The 20,552-nt window shown below is 44.4% G+C and carries 23 protein-coding genes; 21 read left to right on the forward strand and 2 right to left on the reverse strand.

Annotated features, from left to right (window positions below; translation table 11 throughout):
- From ASL11_RS34505 to ASL11_RS34520, 4 genes are all read left to right on the forward strand, one after another.
- Positions 1–1,305 (forward strand): enolase C-terminal domain-like protein, encoded by a 1,305-nt coding sequence (locus ASL11_RS34505; RefSeq protein ID WP_056625722.1) that lies wholly within the window; start codon positions 1–3, stop codon positions 1,303–1,305.
- A gap of 138 nt (positions 1,306–1,443) precedes the next feature.
- A complete protein-coding gene (locus ASL11_RS34510; RefSeq protein ID WP_056625724.1) occupies positions 1,444–2,079 on the forward strand; it encodes a GOLPH3/VPS74 family protein in 636 nt (211 codons plus the stop codon).
- 33 nt (positions 2,080–2,112) lie between these two features.
- Positions 2,113–2,394: a MerR family transcriptional regulator gene (locus ASL11_RS34515; protein ID WP_056625727.1), complete on the forward strand. Its 282-nt coding sequence runs from the start codon at positions 2,113–2,115 to the stop codon at positions 2,392–2,394.
- Positions 2,372–2,746 carry a nuclear transport factor 2 family protein gene (locus tag ASL11_RS34520; protein ID WP_056625730.1) on the forward strand — a complete coding sequence of 125 codons (375 nt, stop codon included), beginning with the start codon at positions 2,372–2,374 and terminating at the stop codon, positions 2,744–2,746. The genes ASL11_RS34515 and ASL11_RS34520 overlap by 23 nt, the downstream gene beginning before the upstream one ends.
- 132 nt (positions 2,747–2,878) lie before the next feature.
- On the opposite strand, the gene ASL11_RS34525 is transcribed toward ASL11_RS34520, so the two are convergent.
- A complete protein-coding gene (locus ASL11_RS34525) occupies positions 2,879–3,772 on the reverse strand; it encodes an NmrA family NAD(P)-binding protein (protein WP_327205130.1) in 894 nt (297 codons plus the stop codon).
- A 242-nt stretch (positions 3,773–4,014) separates the two neighbouring features.
- Between ASL11_RS34525 and ASL11_RS34530 the strand changes: the two genes are divergently transcribed.
- From ASL11_RS34530 to ASL11_RS34550, 5 genes are all read left to right on the forward strand, one after another.
- Complete coding sequence (locus tag ASL11_RS34530) at positions 4,015–4,596, forward strand: TetR/AcrR family transcriptional regulator (protein WP_056625736.1); 582 nt, start codon at positions 4,015–4,017, stop codon at positions 4,594–4,596.
- Positions 4,597–4,692: 96 nt separating this feature from the next.
- A complete protein-coding gene (locus tag ASL11_RS34535; protein WP_056625739.1) occupies positions 4,693–5,652 on the forward strand; it encodes an alpha/beta hydrolase in 960 nt (319 codons plus the stop codon).
- A gap of 154 nt (positions 5,653–5,806) precedes the next feature.
- Positions 5,807–7,399, forward strand: coding sequence for a spore germination protein (locus ASL11_RS34540; protein ID WP_056625742.1), 1,593 nt, complete (start codon positions 5,807–5,809; stop codon positions 7,397–7,399).
- Entirely contained in the window at positions 7,399–8,571 is a 1,173-nt protein-coding gene (locus ASL11_RS34545; protein WP_056625746.1) for a Ger(x)C family spore germination protein, read from the forward strand. Before ASL11_RS34540 ends, ASL11_RS34545 begins: the two co-directional genes overlap by 1 nt.
- Entirely contained in the window at positions 8,568–8,798 is a 231-nt protein-coding gene (locus ASL11_RS34550) for a hypothetical protein (RefSeq protein ID WP_056625749.1), read from the forward strand. Before ASL11_RS34545 ends, ASL11_RS34550 begins: the two co-directional genes overlap by 4 nt.
- Here the strand turns inward: ASL11_RS34550 and ASL11_RS34555 are convergent.
- Positions 8,787–9,887 (reverse strand): GerAB/ArcD/ProY family transporter, encoded by a 1,101-nt coding sequence (locus tag ASL11_RS34555; RefSeq protein WP_056625752.1) that lies wholly within the window; start codon positions 9,885–9,887, stop codon positions 8,787–8,789. The genes ASL11_RS34550 and ASL11_RS34555 overlap by 12 nt on opposite strands.
- Positions 9,888–10,126: 239 nt before the next feature.
- On the opposite strand from ASL11_RS34555, the gene ASL11_RS34560 reads away from it, so the two are divergent.
- The 12 genes from ASL11_RS34560 to ASL11_RS34615 all read left to right on the forward strand — a co-directional run bounded on the left by ASL11_RS34560 (position 10,127) and on the right by ASL11_RS34615 (position 20,442).
- On the forward strand, positions 10,127–10,711 hold the full coding sequence (locus ASL11_RS34560; protein WP_056625755.1) for a TetR/AcrR family transcriptional regulator: 585 nt from the start codon (positions 10,127–10,129) through the stop codon (positions 10,709–10,711).
- A 73-nt stretch (positions 10,712–10,784) separates the two neighbouring features.
- Positions 10,785–11,540: a hypothetical protein gene (locus ASL11_RS34565; protein WP_056625757.1), complete on the forward strand. Its 756-nt coding sequence runs from the start codon at positions 10,785–10,787 to the stop codon at positions 11,538–11,540.
- A 31-nt stretch (positions 11,541–11,571) separates the two neighbouring features.
- Positions 11,572–12,414, forward strand: coding sequence for an alpha/beta fold hydrolase (locus ASL11_RS34570; RefSeq protein WP_056625760.1), 843 nt, complete (start codon positions 11,572–11,574; stop codon positions 12,412–12,414).
- 108 nt (positions 12,415–12,522) lie between these two features.
- Positions 12,523–13,176: a sigma-70 family RNA polymerase sigma factor gene (locus ASL11_RS34575; protein ID WP_082596067.1), complete on the forward strand. Its 654-nt coding sequence runs from the start codon at positions 12,523–12,525 to the stop codon at positions 13,174–13,176.
- 80 nt (positions 13,177–13,256) lie between these two features.
- Positions 13,257–13,730, forward strand: a complete 474-nt coding sequence (locus tag ASL11_RS34580; protein WP_056625763.1) for a VOC family protein — start codon at positions 13,257–13,259, stop codon at positions 13,728–13,730.
- Positions 13,731–13,862: 132 nt separating this feature from the next.
- A complete protein-coding gene (locus ASL11_RS34585; RefSeq protein ID WP_056625766.1) occupies positions 13,863–14,303 on the forward strand; it encodes a MarR family winged helix-turn-helix transcriptional regulator in 441 nt (146 codons plus the stop codon).
- A 252-nt stretch (positions 14,304–14,555) separates the two neighbouring features.
- Positions 14,556–15,725 carry an MFS transporter gene (locus tag ASL11_RS34590; protein ID WP_268796265.1) on the forward strand — a complete coding sequence of 390 codons (1,170 nt, stop codon included), beginning with the start codon at positions 14,556–14,558 and terminating at the stop codon, positions 15,723–15,725.
- A 67-nt stretch (positions 15,726–15,792) separates the two neighbouring features.
- Positions 15,793–16,221 (forward strand): organic hydroperoxide resistance protein, encoded by a 429-nt coding sequence (locus tag ASL11_RS34595; protein WP_056625771.1) that lies wholly within the window; start codon positions 15,793–15,795, stop codon positions 16,219–16,221.
- Positions 16,222–16,311: 90 nt separating this feature from the next.
- Positions 16,312–16,647, forward strand: a complete 336-nt coding sequence (locus ASL11_RS34600; RefSeq protein WP_056625774.1) for a thioredoxin family protein — start codon at positions 16,312–16,314, stop codon at positions 16,645–16,647.
- A gap of 150 nt (positions 16,648–16,797) precedes the next feature.
- Positions 16,798–19,128, forward strand: a complete 2,331-nt coding sequence (locus ASL11_RS34605; protein WP_056625777.1) for a xanthine dehydrogenase family protein molybdopterin-binding subunit — start codon at positions 16,798–16,800, stop codon at positions 19,126–19,128.
- Complete coding sequence (locus ASL11_RS34610) at positions 19,115–19,957, forward strand: FAD binding domain-containing protein (protein ID WP_056625780.1); 843 nt, start codon at positions 19,115–19,117, stop codon at positions 19,955–19,957. Before ASL11_RS34605 ends, ASL11_RS34610 begins: the two co-directional genes overlap by 14 nt.
- The gene (locus tag ASL11_RS34615; RefSeq protein WP_056625783.1) at positions 19,954–20,442 is read left to right on the forward strand and encodes a (2Fe-2S)-binding protein; all 489 of its coding nucleotides are present in this window, start codon (positions 19,954–19,956) and stop codon (positions 20,440–20,442) included. Before ASL11_RS34610 ends, ASL11_RS34615 begins: the two co-directional genes overlap by 4 nt.
- Positions 20,443–20,552 lie beyond the last annotated feature (110 nt).

Below are 20,552 nucleotides of genomic sequence, written 5' to 3' on the forward strand. Positions count from 1 at the left end.
ATGATAACGATTAAGAAAACGAATTTTATGGTTGAACGCGAACCTTTACTTGCTCCATTCGGTTTCAAAGGCGGGTATGTGAATGAGCTCTGGCAATCCATCATTTCGATGGAGGATCTGGAGGGATATGTCGGTGTGGGGTATGGTGTCCAAAGTATACTTTGGTCTGATCCACAGGTCTATACACGATGGGGCAATGAACGAGGCAATTTATTTATGAACGAGATTACCAGATATGCGTTATTAGCCGCTCAGAATACCCCATATGAAACCCCTATGGACATGCTGGATCTGCTGGTGGCGCAAGCCTATGATTATGCCTCCCGCGAGTGGGACGGGAACCCGCTCAGGGTTACCTTTGCGCTTAACGCACTAGTTCCCATTGATCATGCAGCTTGGATGCTGCTGAGCCATAAAACACCAGGCGCCCGCTTTAGTGAATTGATCCCGGAGGGGTACAGATCCATGCTGACGACTCGGCATGAACGTCTTGCATGTACGCCGGTCGTTTCTTATGGGATGACTGAGACGGATGTCGCGGCTTTGCTTGATGAGGGCTATTTTGTGCTGAAAATTAAATTGGGCTCGGACCCAGACCAGGATGGAGATCCCGAGAAAATGCTGGAATGGGATATCCAGAGATTGAAAGAGATTCACCAAATAGCAGGGAACCGTGCATGCCTCCATACTGTAAACGGTAAAATTGCCTATTACCTAGACATCAACGGTCGGTACGGCAGCAAGGAGTTACTTTGGAGGTTGGTGGACGCGGCTGAGCGAATAGGGGCAATGGAACACATTTTATTGGTAGAAGAGCCGTTTCCTGAGCATATCCACGTGGATGTTACAGATATTCCTGTAAGGGTCGCAGGCGATGAAAGTGTCCATAATGAAAAGGATGCTAAGGAGCGAATCCAAATGGGGTACGGGGCCTTTGCCTTAAAGCCGGTAGCCAAAACGATGAGCATGAGCTTGCGAGTTGCGAAGCTAGCTAGTGAACATGGAATTCCTTGCTTTTGCGCTGACTTGACCGCAAATCCGATCATGGTTGATTGGAACAAGAATCTTGCAGCGCATTTACTACCTGTGCCTGGACTCTCTATGGGTTTGATCGAATCCAACGGCAGACAAAACTATACCAACTGGGAAGTAATGAGGGGGAATCATCCAATGCCTAATGGCAGTTGGATTCAGACCACTGACGGGCAATTCCAACTGTTTCCTGAATTTTATGAGCATAGTGGTGGCGTATTCGGTCGGAGTGGTTATCATGAAGCGTTACTGGGTACGCATAAATCCAAATAATTTAATGCAAATGCCTGAGGAATCAGGCATTTTTGTTTTAAACAAACCTTTTGACTTCTTTAATGAATTAAAATATTATAAGTAGTAAGTAGTAAGTAGTAAGTAGTAAGTGAATGTCTTCGAAAGGATGATACGGCCATGTTACAGAATTTATCAATTCCCCAAGAGTTTGTCTTACTTGCATTAGATCGTGAAACCAATAAACTAAAGTCTTTTTTTCGAATGCATGTTGACTTGTATACGATAATGGCTTGTATAGTGGAACTTTCTATTAATGGCAACATTACATTTGATGACGATGATACGGTCAGAATTTCTAATTCAGTGCCCACAGGTGAAAAATATCTGGACAGATTACTCGAAATTATGATTGCAGAGAAACCAAAGAAGTTAAAGAAGTGGGTTTCTTACTTTTACTATAGAAGAGAAATTTACAAAATGGTTGTAGAAAGCCTTGTAGATAAAGGAATATTAGAGATAGAAAATACGGAATTTTTATTTGTTGTTCCCGTAAAAAAATATTCGGATGTAGCAAATTTACGGACTCACATCGTTGAGAAGATTCGAGCTGAATTATTAGAACAAGGGAATGTGGAAGAACATACAGTTGCCTTAGTGTTATTTTTAAACATTAAAAGCATGCTAAACGATTATTTTTCTGATTACGAACAAAAAACGTTAAAGCAAAAACTAGAGATATTGCGTAAAGAGGACATTTATAAAAAAATTAAGACGGTTGAGATCGCTATCCAAAATATTGATAATGGATACTAGCTTCAGTATTGCAGCAACATAGGGGTGAAAAATATGGGGAGAAAAAGAACGTTAGATAATATTTTATTATCAGAGTATGTAAGTATTAGTGAGTTGGTTGAACTTTCTGGCGTTCGATACAGTACCATTAAATATTACACAGAAGAATCTATGATCCCATTTGAACAAGAGGATACAAGACTAACAAGAAGATACCCACGTGAAATAGCACTGAAGCGACTTGAGGAAATTCGTGTAATGAAAGAAGAAGAGGGATTGACAATCAAACAAATTATAGAAAGGTTGAATAGCCATGGAGACTTCTCTGAAAAATAAAGCGGTGTCATTTTTGCAACTTGTGGCAACGGGTGAAGTGCGCGAAGCATTCCGGAGGTATATTGGTCTAGGTTTCCGTCATCATAATCCTTTTTTTCGCGGTGATGTTGAATCTCTTATGCTAGCAATGGAAGAGAACGCCATCATGCATCCGCAGAAAATACTTGAGATCAAACATACCATCGAAGAGGGGGATTTTGTTGCGGTTCACTCCTATGTAAAACAAAACCAAGAAGACCTTGGGGTAACTGTCGTCCATATCTTCCGCTTCCATAAGGACCTCATAGTCGAATTCTGGGATGTCGGTCAGCCCATACCGGAGAATTCTCCCAATGAGAATGGTGCGTTCTGAGATAGGAACTGATGTTCAACAAAATGGAATATTGGATAAAAATATAATGGATAAAAACATTTGAAGGGCTGCCGCGTGGCAGCCCTTCTCTCTATTATCAGGCATACTTATTTCAAAAACAATCAGGGAGAATCAAGCTTGAAAAGCTGGCTTTAATACTTCCTCACACCACTGGATAAAGCTAGTAGGCGTACGCTGTGCAATACGCGACTCGTTGTTGTAAATACCCTGATCCTGGGCCGCAGCCATGTCGATCAGTCCCTGTGCCCATGCCTCAGACATCCCGTACTGCATCATTGTCGCCTTGTATTCCTTGCTAGGGATTTGCTGATAACGGATTGGCCGCTCCAACACTTGTGAAATGATCCTAGCCATGTCGTTGGGGGAAAGATCATCGGGGCCTACCACCGAGACGCTATCCTGACCTGTCCATGTGTTATTATCGAGCAGAAGTTTGGCAGCTGCATCAGCGATATCACGGGTGGCACAGGTTGCGAGCTTGTAATCTCCGGCGTTAGGCATATAGAACATTCCCTGGCTTTTGATGGCGTTGACCTGGTGGAGCAAGTTCTCCATAAAGAAGGGCATGCGTAATGATCGGTAATTCACGCCTGTTTTTTCGATTAGATCATCCATCGCGAATGCAGGAGACAGCAATCCAGCAGGGCTGCCGAAATCGTAACCAAGACTAGATACGCCAATCACTCGCTTAACACCTTGGCTTTTGATCGCCTCGCACGCCGGTTGGGTAAAATTTAAATAGTAATTCATAGGATCCTCGGCTTGTGGGTTCGGGGGCACCAGCCATAGCACAGAGTCAGCGCCTTCGAACGCCTTGGTAACGACAGCGATATCGTCATGTGACCCCTGCACGACCTCGACGCGTTCACGCATGCGCGGGGATAGTCGGGATGGATCGCGCACTATTACTCGGACTGCCTCATTGCTATCAAAGATGTAGTCAAGGACCTGTTGGCCGATCTGGCCGGTTGGCGTGGCAACGACGATCATAATGACCACCTCCATGAGAGCGATCCAATGACATTGGCTTCTCCAAATTGTGTTAGTACTATTGCGATCATATCAATCATCCTTTCTTTTTGTTAGAAATACAACACTGTTGCTTACACATCAGCTTCGTGTATACTACACTGTGAAATGAATGATAAACGCTTTGAGCGATCTGTACAATCAGCAAATGGTTGTTATCGTGGCTTACACAACAGCAGTGCGTTTTTGTTGTCTTAGTTAATTAAGGAGTGAAGTAAATGCCAATAAATGCAAACGATCCTCGCGTGAAGCGCACGCGTCAGTTATTGATGCAGTCCTTTATGGAATTGCTACTAGAAAAGAAGAATATCTACTCCATTTCTGTTCAAGACATTGCTGCTAGGGCGACTGTGAATCGAGCCACATTTTATGCGCATTTCGAAGATAAATTTGCATTTCTTGAATGTTGGATGAGGGAGAAATTTCAGAAGAAATTGAAAGATGCTTTGCCGGACTCTTCCATCTCGAATATGAACAGTTTGCGAACCCTTCTACTTGCCGTTTTTGAGTTTCTAGCACGTACTCGGGAGTATATGGCTATAGAAGACCGTCAATTTGAGCCGCTGTTTGAAATCGCCATGCAAAATGAACTGTATCAACTCCTATTCGAATGGTTACATGCAGAGTCAGAATCAAAGGTCTCGATAGAGATTGTACAAGCTACATCGCTCGTCACGAGTTGGGGCATATTTGGGTCTGCCGTAGAGTGGAGTCGAAATCCCCAGAATCGCACCGCAGAAGCAATGGTTCAAGATGTATTGGTGGTTGTGGCGGCGGGGCTAGCACCCGTGCTGTCATAATCAATTTTCAGATTTTACTTTGGGGGCAACCTGGTTCGCCGAATCTTATTTTGGTTAAAGGGAAGGGAGAGGCCTAACCCAAAGGAGATGTTTTTCATGCAAAACGTACAAAAAGTAGTTTTAGAAGCAGCCGCGTTTAAAGTTGTGCAAGATAATGAAAACCCACCGTATTTATTTGACCTGGGTCCGGAAAAAGGGCGAGAAACGGTCGATTCTGTCCAATCCGGAGATATTAAGAAACTACCGGTCGACATTCAAGACAAAGTGATTGAAGGTGGTTTGAGTGGTCAAGTATCGATCAGGATCATGCGTCAGAAAAACGTAACGGCCAAGTTACCAGTCATTCTTTATATACACGGCGCTGGTTGGGTATTCGGCAACGCACATACACATGACCGCCTCATCCGAGAGTTAGCGGTCGGAACTGAGGCGTGCGTTGTATTCCCGAACTACAGCCTTTCGCCGGAAGCCAAATATCCTACGGCCATCGAAGAAATTTACGCCGTCCTGCAATGGATTGCCGATAACGGTAAAGACAACGGGCTCGATACGGACCGCCTCTATGTAGCTGGTGACAGCGTAGGAGGAAACATGACCGCTGCGATTACACTGATGGCAAAAAACCGCAAAGGTCCAAAGATTCATAAACAATTGCTCTTCTATCCTGTAACGGATTCGAGCTTGAATACGGAATCTTATAAGGAATTCGCAACCGGGTATTTCCTTCGGAAAGATGGTATGGCTTGGTTTTGGGAGCAGTATGTAGCGAAGCCGCGGGATAAAGAAGAGATCTATGCTGCACCACTGCGCGCGACCACAGAGCAATTGGCGGGACTCCCGCAAGCACTCATTATTACGGCTGAAGCCGATGTCTTACGCGATGAAGGCGAGGCATATGCGAATAAGCTGCGCGAATCAGGTGTTCATGTTACAGCTGTCCGTTTTCAAGGCATTATTCACGATTTCGTTATGCTTAACGCTTTGGCGAACACGGCTGCGGCTAGAGGCGCACTTGCGTTAGCAAATGCGTGGTTAAAGAATAATCAGAGAGACTAGGAGATTCGCCTGTCTTTCAGGTGGTATGGAAATCTGCTCATAAGGCAGGTTTCTTTTTTTTGAGGAGTAGAAAACGAGATTACGATCTTCAGAATATTTTTAGAGAAAAATTGGAAAATTAGTGTTAATAGTTTTTCTTTAGGAGGCTTATTCAGTGAAATGGTTTAGGAAATGGCTACACACGAAACCTGGGTATCCCATTATACCTGAGGATCATCTATCTGAAGAAGAGGACTCCGAATTAACAACGGATTTAGAGCACAATGAATCTATTTTTAGACGTATATTCCACAACAGTGATGATATTGTTTTCCGCAAAGTTCAAATGTGTGGACAAAATCATTGGCTGATCATCTACTTTGCTACACTTGTTGATGAAGTTCTGATTGACGACTATGTATTGAAACCGATGATAGCTAAATCTGACAATCAGGAACATGTCATCATTGAGAAAACAGAATCACTGGATGATTATATTATCGCTATAGGGTTGACATGTGTTACCTCCAAAATTAGTGAAATTGTCAAACAAGTGTTAAAAGGCCAAGCAGCTGTGCTTACCACTGGGAACAGTGATGTCATGATGGTCAAAGTGAATAATAAATCACAAAGAAGCCTAGAAGAACCTTCATCTGAACCGGTCATTCGTGGTCCAAGGGATGGATTTATTGAGAATCTCTCAACGAATATTGGGTTAATCCGTAGCAGGCTGAAAACGTCAAGACTTAAAATGGAATGTGTAACGATCGGGGAGCTTACCCAAACCGAAGTTGTCATTACGTATATCACTGGTATTGCTTCCGAAACGGTTATAGAGGAAGTTCGAGAGCGAGTATCTCGAATTCAAATTGACGGTATTATTGATTCCGGGTATGTGGAGGAATTTATTGAAGATAGTCCTTATTCTCCGTTTCCACTTGTGCACAGTACGGAACGACCAGATGTTGTTGCTGCTGAGTTATTGGAAGGGAAAATAGGTATTATCGTTGACACATCTCCATTTGTACTCATTGTTCCCATGACGTTCTGGACAGGTCTCCAGGCTAGTGAGGATTATTATGTTCGCTGGCCAATTGCAACTTTCGTACGGTGGATTCGATTCCTTTTCATCAGTATCGCCATATTTGCACCTCCATTATATGTGGCGATTACGACTTTCAATCAAGAAATGATTCCGACCAATCTGGTGTTAAGTATTGCCTCCTCTAGAGAGCCTGTTCCTTTGCCAGCTGTGATCGAAGCCTTCATCATGGAAATAATCTTTGAAGCCTTACGGGAAGCAGGGATTCGATTACCGAAACAGATCGGGCAAGCGATCAGCATTGTTGGGGCATTGGTTATCGGCCAAGCGGCTGTGCTTGCGGGTATCATTTCCGCTCCGGTCGTCATTATTGTATCGATTACGGGTATTGCAGCTTTTACGATTCCCCGTTATAGCTTCGCTAATGGCATCCGATTACTACGGTTTCCCATGCTATTGTTGGCGGGTACGCTAGGACTTTATGGCATTGTAGTTGGATTGATCGGCATTGTGATGCATATCTCATCTCTTAGATCATTCGGTGTCCCCTATTTCACTCCAGCAGCTCCGTTAACTTTCTCCGACTTGAAGGATGTCATCATCCGGGCGCCGATATGGGCGAAAACGCAACGTCCGAAATCAACAGCATCTAACAATCCGGTTCGTGAGCCGGCTGGTCAAAAACCAAGTCCAGATTATGCGGGGAAAGGGAAGGGATCTTCATAATGAAACCATTCCTTTACATTGGTTTGCTATTCACACTTTTGACCACAAGTGGGTGTTGGGATCGTACGGAGATTAATGATCTTGCCTTCATTATGGGGACGGCATTTGACATAACGGATGATGGGGACTATATCTTATCGCATCAAATTGCGATCCCTTCTTCCTCTCAGGGAGGACCAGGGAGTGGGGGAGGTGGCAATGAGAAGTTTTTTGTGATATCTGCTGTAGGTAAGAGTATTAACGAAGCATTCTATAGGCTTCAGAAAAAGAGTTCTCGTAGGTTGTTTACGGCACATCGCGTTGTTATTTTTATAGGTGAGCGGTTATCCAAAAGTGGGATTGAAGATATTCTCGACATTTACACGCACGATTCGAAACAACGTTTAAAAACATACATGATGGTGGTTAAGGGGGGAGAAGGACGGGATATTCTGAAAGTAAAATACCCCTTTGAACAAGTACCTAGCGAAGCGATTAAAGAAATGGAAGCTTTAAATAACGAGTTGGCGATTACATTACGCGACTTTTTTCAAGCATCATCTGGAGAGGGAATCAGTCCGGTATTGGGAGCTATAACACCTGATGGCATAACAGAAGGTTTAAAAGAAGACCATATATTTAAGCTAGCTGGGTCAGCCATTTTTAAAGATTTCAAATTAGCAGGATTTCTAAATGAAAGTGAAACCAATGGGCTTCTATGGGTGACAGATCGAATGGAATACGGCAGTCTTAACGCCAGTTTACCCGAAACTGATGGAACAGTTGGGATGATTCTGGCCAAGGCAAACCGAAAAATCACCCCGCAGATTATTGGTGATCAGGTTACATTCAAGATACAGCTGAAAGGGGAAGGTAACATTTGGGAAAATACGACGAATTTAGATATTCGTAAACCAGAGAACATTAAGCTTGTTCAGAAGGCATTGGAGACCGCCGTCGAAAAACAAGTCAAAGATACATTAACTAAGGTCCAGTCGCAGTACAAGGTTGATAGTGTTGGGTTCGGCAGAGAAATATACCGCAATAAGCCGAAACAGTGGAAAGCGTTGAAAGCTGGGTGGAATGATAGGTTTCCAGAGCTAGACGTTTCGCTTGAAGTGTCGATCAACATTCTAGGCAGCGGGATGGCAGGTCCTCCTTTACATTTGGAGAGAAAGGAGATCAAAAAATGATTTTCTATACAATCGTATATGTAGGTTTCTTGCTTGTATGGTCTTTTGTTAGAATTCGCTCTTTCCTGAGCATGCAAAAAAACAAAGAAGCGGCAGTATTCGGCACATTAATTGGTGTATCTTCTGTTGTCGGTTCTTTATTAATTTTCCGGGTCAACCTGCCGAGTATGGTTGTCCCGTTCAAGATTCTATTTGAACCCATTGGAACTATGCTTTTAATGCAGTGAACGGTTCACTTTTCCTCTGAGCGAATCAATCATGAGAAGTAGCAATGGGATAAGACTTTGTGTGACTAAACCAGCGCTCGGGTAAATCAAAGTCAGATACGTTTGAAGTTCCGCACCATTCTTGAAAACCCAGACTGATCCAATGAGGCTCAATAGGGTTATCGGTGCAACGAGATCACGATAATTTTGGATACGGAAAATCTGGCTTATACTAATACACAAAATAAATAACGACACGGACACTTTCGAAAAACTTCCAATAACCCAAATCATAACAGCGATTGCCTCTAGACGTTCAAATGAGCCTTCAATTCCAATGTATTGCATGACACTTAAATACGAATAGTTCAGTTGACCTGTTAATGAACCGAGAATCATAATTGCTGAAATGACAACGATAAATACAAAAATAAATATTCCTAAAAGTGCTAACAGAGAGACCTTGTATGCCTTTTTCGGCTGATTCAAATAAGGAAGAAGCCACCCTAGAATAAACAATTGATTCATGAATGCGCCTCCTGGAAGGAAAGCTCCTTGTAAAACCGGCAGAATTCCGTCTCCCAGAATTGGCTTTAACTGTTCAGAATCAGCTTCCCCGATCGTCAAAATCAAGAGCGGCAATAAAAAAAATAATTTCATTGGTGTCAAAAATTCCGTGCATCTTGCTATGACTTCAATACCCATATAGACGGCTAGACCGCATAGGATTAATAACGTCAGACTACCTATGATGGACGGACTTCTTGGTAATAACAGCGCTTTAATGAAATAGGTATGCTGTATGGTCATAACTGAAAGCGACATAAACCAAAAGTAGATGTAGTATAAGCCCAGACATGTTCCTAACCATTTCCCTAGAATTTTTTGACTGTATTGAATAATCGTCAAACCAGGATAACGTTTCGAAAGTAGGACCATCACCCAAATACTTAAGAATCCGGTCAACGTGGAAGGGAACACCGAAATCCAAGCATCTTGCTTGGCATACATCGCAATCAATCCAGGAAGCGTTAAGACGATTGTGGAAGCAACAAATGAGAATAGAATAATACCTAATTGATTAACCGTAATTTTTTCTGTAGGCTGCACATGTACACTCCTTCTCCTAACCTCACAGAGGTTGCTCCAAGTATTCACTTTTCGATACAAATTTATACAAATAAACCACGTATACTGCCTACAATTCTTATGTAACTGTCTCAGATAAAGAGGTATTTTAGGATGTAAATCTACTATTACTCACTTATTGAGAACGATCGGTGCGAAATAATTCTTTACCGATCGTTCTCAATATGCTAAGATACTCTTCAGAAGGAGGAGGCGTTACAATGGCCAGATCCAAAGAGTTTGATGAAGATGCCGTTTTACTTAAAGCCATGCGATTATTTTGGGAGCAGGGTTATGAGAAAACATCTATGATGGACCTAGTCTCACAAATGGGCGTTCACAAGAGAAGTATGTATGACACCTATGGCGATAAACATTCTTTATATATTAAAGCGTTAAAACGCTACAATGAAATGATAGAGAAATCCGTTAGAAGCCTGGTAAATGGCGCTTGTTCCGCCGAGGAAGCTATTCGTTTATTATTAGAAATGGCTGTCAATCAGGATAAAAATGAACTTCCTAAAGGCTGCTTAATGGTAAATACGGCCGTAGAGATGGCAACTCATGATCCTGAGTCCAAATTATGGGTAACACAGAACTTTACAAGCTCAGAGCAATTGATACGTGAGTTAATTGAGGCAGGTCAGCAGTCGGGCGAATTAGACAAATCATTAGATGCCGAAATGTTGTCCTACTATTTTAACAATGCGTATACCGGGCTATTAGTGATGTCGAAGACGACAGATGACAAAGAGAAACTAAATAAAATTATTGAAACGACAATGTCTATAATAAAGAAGAAATAATTTTTTTTGACATTATAAGAACGATCGTTCTTAAATTAACACTACACTATGTTATAAAAAGGAGAAATTAATCATGACGAATCCACATAACAACATTCCACCTGAAAATGACTTGCTAGAACTCGTACTCAAGGCTTCTGGAGGACTTAAAAGGTGGTCGAATATCCAAACACTTACGACAAAGCTCTCTGTAAGCGGCCCATTCTGGGAACTCAAAGGATACAAAGACGCATTCTTGGAAGAGACTTTGGAAATCGACGTTCAACGTCAGCACACCGTCTTTACACCATGGGTCGAGTCCGACCAGAAATTGATCTTTGACAGTGAAACTGAAAGAGTTACCTTGCAATACGCAGATGGTCAGACTGTAGAAAGCCGTACTAACCCACGTGCTTCATTCGAAGGCTACGACATGCTCACACCTTGGGACAAATTGCAAGTCGGTTATTTCCTTAGCTATGCGATGTGGAATTACCTTACTACACCATACTTGTTCACTTTCCCAGGTGTAGAGACACGTGAGATCGAGCCTTGGGATGAGGATGGCCAAACATGGCGCAGACTGCACGTAAGTTTCCCTAAATCCATTGCTACGCATACGGCAGAACAAACTTTTTATTATGACAGCGAAGGTAATCTTAAACGTATGGACTACTCAGTGGACGTAAATGGTGACGCAGTTATCGCTCACTATATGGAGGAATACAAAACGTTCGACGGATTGGTATTTCCAACCCGACGCCTTGTTTACCCGCGTAATCCAGACGGTACAGTAGACCGCAGTTTTATTCCAATTATCGTCGATATCCACGATATTACGATCGCTTAATCGCAATTCCAAAATAAAGGAGACTACATCCATGTCCCAATACACTGCTACAACTTTAACGATCACATCTAATAATCAAACTTCCTATGCTTACCGCCGTTTTGGCAAAACTGGCACGATTCCTGTTGTGTTCCTACAGCATTTTCGCGGCAATATTGACAACTGGGATCCAGCGCTAGTTGATGACATTGCCGCTGAACGTGAAGTCATTCTTTTTGATAACAGCGGAGTGGGACGTTCTACAGGAACGACACCACAGACGATAACCGAAATGGCCCGCGGCGCATTGGGTTTCATTGATGCTCTTGGCTTAACAACGGTCGACCTATTAGGCTTCTCGTTGGGTGGTTTTATTGCGCAAGAAGTTGTACTTCTACGTCCTCATCTTGTTCGCCGTTTGATACTTGCTGGAACAGGTCCAGAAGGCGGGAGAGACATGCATGGTTGGAAAGATGACATTCGCAGTCATGCGATTAAAGATGTGCAAGGCGCTGAAGACATCTACTACCTATTTTTTGCTCAAACGCAGAACAGTCAAGCCAAGGGGCAAGAATTCGTAGGACGTATCTTTACTCGGACAGAAGATCGAGATGAGACGCCGTCATTGGCAACGCGTGATGCGCAGGACGAGGCCATTATTCGCTGGGGTATTCCAAATATGGGCAAACTAGCACGCCTTGCGGGAATCACGCAACCGACACTTGTCGCTAATGGCAACAACGACATTATGGTTCCGACCGTGAACTCCTATTTACTCGCGGGTCACATCCCAAATGCGGAGTTGATCATCTATCCAGATGCAAATCACGGCTTCCTGTTTCAATACCCACACGAATTTGCTGGAGAAGTGAATCGTTTCTTGAATAAAGCTTAATCTAGAATCCCTGCGAATGAGTGAGTAAACGTGAGATAAACCCTAGCATTCCCCGATAAGCTAAATATCAATAAAGGAATTCGCAAGCGCCTAGTAGAATGTAGAGGAATGGACTATAAACTATTTCTATATACTTACAGCATGCATGTAGCTGGAAATCGATGGGATGCCGACGATCTGACCCAGGATGCATGGCTCAAATTAAACGAAGCATTGCTTAAGGATCCGGAAAGACCAGTGACTAAAACCTTTCTTTACCGCATCGTCCGAAACGCATGGATTGATGTGCAGAGGAAGAAGCGAATTCAGACTGTTTCCATCGAGTCGGGGAATGATGCAATCTCAACGGATGCATCGTTGTTAAGTAGAGAGCTGCTCGAGCAACTTGCCGAACGGCTTCCGCCGAAGATGGCCGTTATTTTATTACTGATGGACATATTCGATTTTAAGGCTAAAGAAACGGCGGTATTCGTAGAAATGAATGAGGCTACGGTGCATGTAACCCTTGGGAGAGCTCGCCGAAGGTTAAAAGAGTTGGCTCAGAAAAGCAGCGAGCAAACACAAGCTCATTCAGTGAACCCCGTACATTTTGACGCGTTAGTCGATGCTTTCCATCGAAGAAATCCTTTCGACATTTATAGAGCTTATCTCGGATTGAACAAGGGAGGTACACAGCTCACGCAGCTGCTTACGTCCGGAGGACAATTACATTTTACGTTCAGAGATCCGGACGGCAACTTATTTCACGTGGTGGCAAAATAATATGTATTCGGTTGTTAGGTTTCCGACGCGAATTTCGTTCATTCTAATGTAAGAGAAATGATTGTAAAGGGATGATGAAAATGAATGAGAGCACGCCGCAAAGATTGGGAAACAGTTTGAAGTGCATTTGTTCTGTCTACGTGCCGGTACGAAATCCGATCCTATCAGCGGAATGGTGGCAGAGGAATTTCGGTTTAGAATTCGCGGTGCCGTTTAATCCGGAGGAAGCCCAAGCGATTATGAAACTGTCAGACGGACAATGGCTGCATCTGGTGGAGACGAAAGGTGAGATCGACAATGCGTTTCCGAACAAGGAAGGCTATCCGATGTTCAGGTTTACATTTGAAGTGAGGCAGATCGAACACCTCTACAACCATTTGCAATCGAGTGGTGTGCAGACGGATCATCTTGCAGATCGCGGCGCATGCGGTATCAACTTCGTCTTCTATGATCTTGACGGCAATAAATTTGACGTCAACGAGTGTATTGAAGTCCATCGCACGCCGGCCGAAGTGGCAAAGGTAAAAGAAAATATGTTTCAGTATGTAAGATAACATTAAGCAAGTTAAGCTACCGATCCTATCGGTAGTTTTTTTGGTGAACCATGTTCTTCCTCTTGCAATTAGGGGAATATGAGACTAAAATCAATTTATGCGATGAGTCATCAAACGTTTTGGAGGTGTAGAATGATGATAACCAACATGGATCTCTGTAACTGTACAAAGTTAAGACGCGCAGCACGTCATATTTCACGTTTCTACGATACCTGCTTGGCAGAGTCAGGATCGGGCCTACGAGCTACTCAATATGCCATCTTAGGTTACCTGAAGAACCGAGGGGCACAGACAATGAATGAATTAGCTGGACTTATGACTATGGATCGTGCCACGATTGGACATAATCTACGGCCACTGGAGCGTGATGGCTTGGTAAATATTCAGGTAAGCGAACGCGATCGGCGAGCTAGAATCGTATCAATTACCGACGAAGCACTAAGTCGCATGGAATTAGGAAGACTCGGCTGGGAGCGGGCACAGGCTGAATTCGAAGAGAAATTTGGCAAAGAACATGCAGGTTCGATGAGGAACATGATGGATGAAGTAATTGGCATCAACTTTCATACATGACAGAATGTCTAACGAATATCGACGGTAAGGACTATAATTTTAGTATTATCCATCCTTCTCGTCGATTCGATGTATGCCTACGTCAAATAATATATCCTATTCAGTGTACCGTGTTAAATATGGGCATATGAGACTAAAAATCGTTGGACATAACTTGCAATAAACAGGTCATATTGTAGCAAACTAAATTTAACGACAGGACGGGATTAAATTACGTTTCTTAAAGAGGGGAAAAGAGACTTTATGATAAGAATGCTTTGGGTTGTATTAATCATGTCCTGTGGAGCCACGTTTATTTCTTCTATATTCCCTTTATATGGGGAGCATTATCAAATGAGCAGTTTGGAAATCACGATTTTGTTTGCCGTTTATGCCGCTGCTTTGCTGCCAACCTTACTTGTCGTAGGAGCGAGAGGGAATGCCTGGGGATTGAAGAACGTTCTTCGATTCAGTATATGGATCTCAATCGCATCAACGTTGCTGTTTATTATTAGCTCCAACAGTTGGATGCTATATGCGGGACGGATTTTGGAAGGCATCGCCTATGGCGCTTTTACAGGTACAGCCAGCGCGTTTCTGTTAAAACAAACCGCTAAAGATAAAGTGGGAACAGCACTAAAGTTATCAGGGGTGGTCGTGAACATTGGTTTTGGTTTGGGCCCAGCGATTTCGGGTTTAATCGTGGAATATCTGCATGTTCAACCGCTTCGTTTGCCGTTTTGGATTTTGCTCGTCATGTTGTTCAGCTCCTTGATTGTGCTGGAATTACTGCCGAAGCACGAGGAATTAGCGTTACAGAAGCCGGCTAAAGCAAAGATTTCGCTCGGAGTACCTGATAATATTAGCACTCATTTCTGGTCTTTTATCGGGCTTCCGATCTTTACCGTCTTTACATTAGGTGGTGTTGTGTTTTCACTAATTCCATCATTCGTCAAGCATGTCATTCACACGAACAATCTGTCAATTTCAGGATTGTTAATCTTAATGCTTCTAGGCGGAGGAGCGCTGATGCAGTTCTTCCCTTGGCCGCGTAATCCCGTTACACGGATGCGGATTGCAATCTTGTCTCTGGCCATTGGATCGTGGATTATTGTTTTTTCCGGTCAGGCAGAGAGCTTGTTTTTACTCTGGGCTGGCATATTCATTCAAGGAATTGGTGCCGGATGGACGTTTCAGGTTGCATTGCGTTTTGCCGGACAGCTGCCGAAGCCGGAAGAACGTCCGCGAGTTATTTCAGCATTTTATCTGTGTGCGTATTTCGGGTTTATCGTTCCCCCTGTTGGGGTAGGCATACTAACTCAATTTTTCAATTTGAATATATCTTTGGTTATTTTCAATATGTTTGCTGCACTAATCGTGGTTTACGTGTTGATTTATTCCGTCAGGTTTAATCGTTATTTCACTAAAATTACATCGCAATAATTGAGTATTGTTTGGATAAGCTGAGCACAAAGCGTAAAGAATATACCAGTCAAAAGGAGATGTTACTATGATAAAAATGGAAAAGAAATTGTACACGGCTACTGTAAATGTTGAAGGTGGAAGAGAAGGTAAAGCAGTTTCGAGCGATGGCAATCTTAACTTGGATTTGAGATATCCGAAGGAACTAGGCGGCCCTGGTAACGGTGTTAATCCGGAGCAGTTGTTCGCTGCAGGATTTGCTGCATGCTTCGAAGGTGCAATGGGGACGGTTATTAGGAAAAAAGGTATTAAAACAGAAGGCATCTCAATAGCTTCAAATGTTTCACTCGGTAAGGATGCGAATGACGGCTATGTACTTGCAGTTCATTTCGATATTACCGTAAAAGGCGTAGATATCAGTGTAGCTCAGGAAATTGTTGATGAAGCCCATAAAGTTTGTCCATATGCTAGAGCAACTCAAGGCAATATCGAAGTCATATCGAATGTGATTGGCTAACGTTTTTTCTCTAAAACCCCGCTTGCGAAAGCGGGGTTTTCATTGTCTTAAGCGACATATTAAATGAATTAAATATAAGGAGGTTACGGAATGGAAATTCATTCATTAATAAAAGCAACTTTTAGGGGACAGATCGATCATGGGATCACACTTGTTGACTTTTATGAGCCTAGCAGCAAATCTTGCCAAGACCAGCTTCCCATTGATGAGAAATTGGCTCAAGAAGTAAGATATCAGGCAACCGTTGCTACAGTTGATATCAATCAGGAAAAAGAACTCGCAGCTGAATACGGTGTGACAAGCGTGCCGACCTTCATACTATTTAAAGATGGATATCAAGTAGAGAATTGGGTTGGGCAGCAAAGTAAAGAATTCTTAAAGCAGCATATCATTAGTTATGCAACCATGGGTGATTCTTGCGTGTAATGAGTATTGTCCATACGCGAACACCGAGTCATTCTTTACCTATTATTTTTACTTAACGAGAAATTTGTAGAGTACACATTAAGGACGTATAGGACAACCTTTTTCCATATAAGATGTACAATGACCATTGGAAAAAGGGGGGAGTGAAGCTTGACCGTCATTGGTAAAGCTATTCCGCGAGTTGAATCGAAAGATAAAGTGACAGGAGTTGCTCGATATACGAATGATACGCAGTCTCCTAGTCACTTGCATGGCTGGTTGCTGACAAGTCCACATGCCCATGCCCGGATTCTATATATTGATTATGCTGCAGCTCTCCAAGTAACTGGTGTTCACGCTGTTGTAACAGGGGCTGATCACTCCGTGCTTGTCGGCAGTGCGCTCGCGGATCGGCCACCGCTAGCAAAAGGCAAGGTACGATATTACGGCGAGCCCTATGCAGTCGTCGTTGCGGATAACGAGCACATTGCCAAGGAAGCAGCAAGGCTGATTAGAACTGGTTTCGAACCTCTTCCTGTCGTTCAGTCGCCAAGTAGCGCTCTTCGAGCCGGAGCGCCTTTAATTCATGAGAACTTGGCGAGCTATCCAAAGACAAATGAGGTTCATCCTGTACCAGGGACCAATATTGGCAATCACGTGAAAATTCGAAAAGGCGACATGCAAGCCGGGTGGGCACTAAGCGAAGTGACGGTTGAAGGCAGTTACGCTTTCAGCACATCGGATCATAGCGCGATGGAGCCTCGCTGCGCAATTGTTGAAACAAAGCCAGACGGTACGGTAGAAATTGAGACGTCGACACAAGACCCCTTCACGATGAAACGATTTTTTCAGCGCTTTTTTGGGATTGATCAATCTAAAGTCATAGTTCGCGTACCGCTGGTCGGGGGGGCATTCGGGGGAAAAGGATCCGTACAACTCGAATACATCGGTTATTTGGCTTCGCTCGCCTGCGGCGGCCGTCCGGTCAAGGTTAACAATACCCGCGAGACTGATATGATCGGATCGCCAAGCCACATCGGATTGGAAGCACGAGTGAAGCTCGGAGCCACTCGTAAAGGGCTGCTAACTGCTGCAGAGATCACACTTTTGTTTGACAATGGCGGTTATACGGATGAAGGTACTGCTGTGACGGAATCTGCGGCCGTGGATTGTACAGGTCCATACCGAATCGAGCATGTCCATTGTGATGCACTAAGTGTGTATACGAACCACCCCTATGCAACCGCATTTCGAGGGTTCGGCCACACGGAAGTGCTCTATTGTACAGAGCGGGCGATGGATCTATTGGCGAAGAAGTTACAGATGGATCCCTTAGAACTAAGGGAACTCAATGCTATTCAACCTGGGGACACGACACCGACGCAAACGTTATTGAACCACAGCAGCATTGGCGATCTAAGGCAATGTATCCGCAAGTTGAGAGAGCTGATGCAGGGGGAGAACATGCAGCTAGTGCAGAAAGATCCCTTCAAAGTAAAAGCCACCGGGTTTTCGTGTGTTTGGAAAGTGTCCGGTTCCATGATCGATACCGGATCAAGCGCTACCATCACGTTCAATCACGATGGATCTCTGAACCTGAGTGTGGGTTCGATCGAAATTGGTCAAGGGAACCGAACCGCCATGGCCCAGCTCGCAGCGGAGAGAATGAATATGCCGGTTCATCAGGTTCATATCAAACTTGATGTTGATACCCAAATCACCCCGGAGCATTGGAAAACGGTTGCAAGCAGCAGCACGATGATGGTCGGCCGAGCCGTGCTCGATGCAGCGGATGATGCGATCGCACAACTTAAGCATAACGCTTCCGTCGTGCTGAAGAGACCACCGGAGGAACTTGTGGTTGGCGGTGGAAACGTATATGTGAAAAATCAGCCAGGTATTTGTCTGGAGATACGAACGCTCGTTAGTGGATATATGTACCCAGATGGCAGTGCTTCAGGAAATATGGTAATCGGCCGAGGGAGATATCGCGTGCATCATCAGAAGGCGCTGGATCCCGAGACGGGCAAGGGGATTCCTGGTCAACAGTGGACTGTAAGCGCACATGCGGTTCTCGTCGAATTCGATACACGGGAGTGTACGTACACGATTATGAAGGCAGCTTCCGTCATCGATGTCGGCAAAGTGATCAACGCAGGGACGGCGCATGGGCAAGTCGTTGGCGGGATGAATATGGGGCTGAGCTTCGCGAGCCGGGAAGCGTTCCTGTTTAACAAAGCAGGCATCGTATTGAATCCTCATCTTCGCACATATAAATTAACCCGCTTCGGTGATCAGCCCGAATATTTGGTTGATTTTGTCGAGACACCGTTTGTCGATGGCCCTTACGGTGCTCGAGGCGTAGCGGAGAGTGGAACGATCGGTATGCCGGGCGCTCTGGCGAATGCACTTTCGATCGCCGCCGGGGTTGAACTGAACCAACTACCTCTTACACCCGAATTGATATGGCGCGCAAGGGGGGCTGCACATGATCTCTTTTGATTTCGAGTATGTATTGCCGGATACAGTGGAAGAGGCGATTCAAGCGTTTCAGCGCGCCGACTCTCTGGGATTGGATCCGCTATATTATTCAGGAGGCACGGAGATTATAACGATGGCACGCCTAAATCAGCTTCGCACGGGGGCAATAATTGATGTAAAGGCGATTCCAGAATCCAATGTACTGCTGCATAAAGATGGTCACTGGATCGTCGGGGCGGCAAGGACCCTTACAGAGCTCGCCGACGACAATTCTTTCCCACTCCTCACCGAGACGGTTCTGCATCTAGCCGATCAGACGAACCGCAACAAAATAACCATTGGAGGCCATCTCTGCGGGAAGCTATTTTATCGGGAGGCGCTGCTGCCTTTCTTGCTCTCGGACAGCCAAGTTGTTCTTGCTAGTCCAAATGGCGTGCGGCAGGTGTCGATTCATTCCGTCTTCAATGGGGAACTCCGCCTGGAGCGAGGAGAAGTTTTAATTCAGATCATCACAGATCAAAGATATCTGAATCAGCCCACATTCACAGTGAAGTGTACCAAGATGGCCTACATCGATTACCCAGTCGTTCGCATTTGCGCGATGAACATGGGAGGCTGGATGCGCTTCGCTTTCAGTGGTGTAAGCACGGTGCCATTTCGCTCGCAGCAGATTGATGAGCGGTTGAATAATCATTCGCTTCCTCCAAAACTGCGGATTGATCAGGTTATTCGAAGCTGGCCGTTACCGGTGCTAAACGATATACTCGCTTCAGCTGACTATCGCAGATTCGTGCTTCGCAACACCTTATCGGATACATTAGCCGCACTGGAACGGAGGGGAGGTCGATGATCCAAAGACGTGGTAGCGGAAAAAGAGAAGTCGAACTCACGGTCAATGGGAAAAAACATCAGGTGACCATTCGTTCAGCTGATACGCTGCTGCGTGTCCTGCGGGAGTGCCTTGGGCTTACTGGCGCTAAAGCTGGATGCGAGAATGGGGACTGCGGTGCGTGCACCGTGCTGGTCGATGGCACGCCGATCAAATCCTGCTTTATGCTTGCTGTTGAAGCTCCTGGCCGTAAGGTCACAACGATTGAAGGCTTGGGTGGAGAGACGGCCGTGCAGCAAGCATTTATTGAAACGTTTGCTTTTCAATGCGGATTTTGTACACCAGGGTTTATTATGGTTTGCCAGGCGCTTCTACAATCGAAGCCGAATGCCAATGATGAAGAGATCCGTGGCTGGCTGCAGTCGAATCTTTGCCGCTGCACCAGCTACGAAGAAATTCGGAAGGCTGTCCAAGTTGCAAAGGCGAAAACAAGGATGGAGGGGTGACAGCTTTGGGTAGAACCTCGCTTTCCAGGAGTGAAGACGATCACTATTGTGGGGTGCTGTGATCTGGAACGATTGAAGGAATGGTGCTTCGCAAATGGTTTAAATCCAGT

The organism is Paenibacillus sp. Soil750 (assembly GCF_001428045.1).
GTDB lineage: Bacteria > Bacillota > Bacilli > Paenibacillales > NBRC-103111 > Paenibacillus_E > Paenibacillus_E allorhizoplanae.